The sequence below is a fragment of the Sphingomonas elodea ATCC 31461 genome (genome assembly GCF_000226955.1).
GTDB classification, from domain to species: Bacteria; Pseudomonadota; Alphaproteobacteria; order Sphingomonadales; family Sphingomonadaceae; genus Sphingomonas; species Sphingomonas elodea.
Map to the genome: position 1 here is coordinate 1 of NZ_AGFU01000114.1, position 3,061 is coordinate 3,061.

The following is a 3,061-nucleotide window of genomic DNA, read 5'->3' on the forward strand; positions in this document are numbered from 1 at the left end:
GGCGGGCGGTGCCGGCTGGGCGGGCGCCGATTCTGGCGGGCGCGCCGGCGGCTGCGGGCGCTGCGGACGCTCGCCCCCCGACCAACCCGGACGCATCCAGCCGGGCCGGCCACCCTGCCCGTCCGGGCGCGGCACCTGCCAGCCCGGCCGATCTTCGCCGTCGCCATCGGGACGTGGCGGACGCGGGCGCATGGGCACGCCGGGCCGGCCGCCGGGCGTGCCCGCCCCGGGGGCCGGGGTCACCGCGCCCGGCGTATCGCCCGGCCGGGTGCCGCCCGGCAGCCCGCCCCACATCCACGGCCGACCGGGACGCCCTGTATCCGGCTGATCCGGGCGGCCGACGGGCGGGCGGCCGGGACGCGGCGGGCGATGGTCCCAATGGCCGCCAAGGCCCGGGGGCGGCGGTCCCTGAAAGCCGCCGCTGCGCCAGCGTGCAAACGCCGCGGCCATTGCCGCACGCCGCGCCCGCTCGGCCGCCCAGCGCTGCTGCTCGGCATAGGCGAAGCCGTCGTTGCGATAGCGCCAGCCGGAGTCCCAGCGCTGGTCGATACCGCCGAAGAACAGGTTGAGGCTCACCCAGCTGTTGGGCTCGACCGGTTCCCACTGGCGATCAAGCAGCGCATCGCGCAGCCGACGCCCGCGCCGGTACAGCCCTTCGCCGTCGTCGAGCCAGCGGGCACCCAGATAGCGCGGCACCAGGGCGCCGGCACCGTCATAGACCGCGGCGACATGGCCGTCCTGATAGCCGAAGCTGCGATCGGTCTCGCGCACCAGGAACGGCCCGCGCTCGCCGGGCGCGAAGAAATAGCTGCGCTTGCCCTCGGCGCGATCCTCGACGACCACCCAATAGCCGTCGCGCATCTCCCAGGCGACGGGGCTGGCGCCGTCAAAGGCGAAGCCATAGTCCGGCGGCGAATCGCCCACCGCGTCCCACAGCGCGCGCGCACGATCGATCCAGCGATAATCGTCCTGCCCGGCGATATCGTCGGTCAGCGTACCCGCCGTCACGACGTGCGCGTCCTGCGCAAAGCCCATCTCGGTACAGCCACACAGCAGCGCCGCGCCCGCCGTGCCGACCAGCAATTGATTCCACCGCGCCATTCCCGTCACCCCGTCTCGTTTTTGTGGGCGTGAGCATCCGCCCCTGTCGGTGAACCCAACATGACGAAGCGTTGCCGTTCCCTAAAAGCAGGATGGCAAACGCGTCTTTAACCAAAACTTATCGGCCGCAGCCGCATAGCGGCGGCATTGGTTCACGCGTTCTTTGAAGGTCTTGGCATGAAGCGCTCGATCGTGCTCCCGGCGACGGTTTCCCTCCTCGCGATCGTCGCTGCCTGCAGCGGCGGCGGGGGTGGCGGCGGCGTCGCGAGCACGCCCGCCTCGCCCAACCCGGTCCCTGCGGCCACCCCCGCACCCAGCCCGACGCCTGCGCCGACGCCTGCGCCGACGCCGACACCCACGCCGACACCCACTCCGACGCCCACGCCCACGCCGACACCGACACCCACTCCGACGCCGACACCCACTCCGACGCCGACACCCACTCCGACGCCGACACCCACTCCAACGCCGACACCCACCCCGACGCCGACACCCACTCCAACGCCGACACCCACTCCAACGCCGACACCCACTCCGACGCCGACACCCACTCCAACGCCGACGCCGACGCCCGCCGCACCGCCGATCAACGCGTCGCTGGTGTCGCTCACGCAGACGGAGAGCTTCGACAACAATGCCGCCGGTTTCGCGGGGACCTTCTACCCCGATGCGCGGTCGTGCGGCTGCCTCGCCGCGACGCTGGGCCTGACGATCCGCTTCGACGCCACAACCCGCGGCTATATCGTCAGCGACGGCGTCAATACCGAGACGTTCCTGCCCGCGGACGTCGATTCGGCGCAGTCCAATTCGGTGCTGCGCGTCTATCGCCATGCCGGGGCGAACAGCGACTATACGCTGTCGCTCACCCTGCCCGGCACCAGCGGTGCGCTGACCTACCAATATGTCGGTGCCGGCTTCTGGCAGCGCGCCGATTTCGACAGCAGCGGCAACGGCGCGTTCCGCTTCAACGCGTTCACCTACGGCGTGGAGACGCCCGACGCCGCGCTGCCCCGCACCGGCAGCGGTGCCTACGCCGTCGATCTGATCGGCTCGCTCGGCTACGGCGTGCTGGAAAGCCTGGTCGGCAGCGGGTCGCTGCAGGTGGACTTCGCGAGCGGCAGGATCGTCACCAGCGGCACCGTGCGCGAGGTATCCACCAGCACTGGCGCGACCATCACCACCTCCACCTTCACGGGCCTCGCCCAGCTGGCGGCGAGCAGCAATGCCTTTGCCGGCATCTTCGCCTTTTCGGGCGGCGAGCTGGCCGGCGTGCTGAACGGCCGCTTCTACGGGCCCGGCGCGCAGGAAGTCGGCGCCTCGTGGAGCGCCTCCAATGCCGATGGCCGTGCCGCCGCCGGGGTGCTGATCGGCCGCCAGTCGGGCGCGCAGACCGGCAATGCCAGCCTCGCCAGCCTGACCGCCGGTCAGGTCTTCTCGGGCGAGACCAGCACGCTCGCCGCACAGTATGACGAGGCCGCCGGCACGCTGAGCAGCGCCACCATCGACGGCGGGCCGCTGCTGGTCAGCTACGATGCCGCCTCGGGCAACTATACCGTGATCGCCGGTGCGCGCAGCGGCGTGTTCTCCGCCACGCCGACCAGCGGCGCCGTCGACCAGCTGACCCTCGATGCGCTGAACGGCATGCGCTACGTCCGCGCCGGCCGCTGGGCGACCAGCACCAGCAGCAACGGCGTCTCGACGAGCCTGATCGACGCATTCACCTTCGGGATGGCCACCGCCGCCAGCGCCCTGCCACGCACCGGATCGGCCAGCTATGCGGTGACGCTGGCCGGCGCGATGGCCGATGGCAGCAAGCCCGGCCCGTTCGCGCTCAGCGGCAGCGGGACGCTGACCGCCGATTTCGCCAGCGGGGCGATCGCCACCAACGGCACGGCGACCGCCACCCACACCGATTCGAACAACGCCGTCACCACCGCCAATGGCAGTTTTACCGGCTCGG

General features: G+C 71.6%; 2 protein-coding genes and 1 pseudogene. 1 reads left to right on the plus strand and 2 read right to left on the minus strand.

What is annotated here, in order from left to right; genetic code table 11:
* Positions 1-1,101 (minus strand): annotated as a pseudogene (locus KK7_RS21695) (hypothetical protein); the annotation flags it as partial.
* 152 nt (positions 1,102-1,253) lie between these two features.
* Positions 1,254-1,712 carry a hypothetical protein gene (locus KK7_RS23070; RefSeq protein WP_010546260.1) on the minus strand — a complete coding sequence of 153 codons (459 nt, stop codon included), beginning with the start codon at positions 1,710-1,712 and terminating at the stop codon, positions 1,254-1,256.
* Between KK7_RS23070 and KK7_RS23075 the strand changes: the two genes are divergently transcribed.
* A partial coding sequence (locus KK7_RS23075; protein WP_010546261.1) for a hypothetical protein occupies positions 1,702-3,061 on the plus strand: 1,360 nt, incomplete at its 3' end. The two genes, KK7_RS23070 and KK7_RS23075, sit on opposite strands and share 11 nt — an antisense overlap.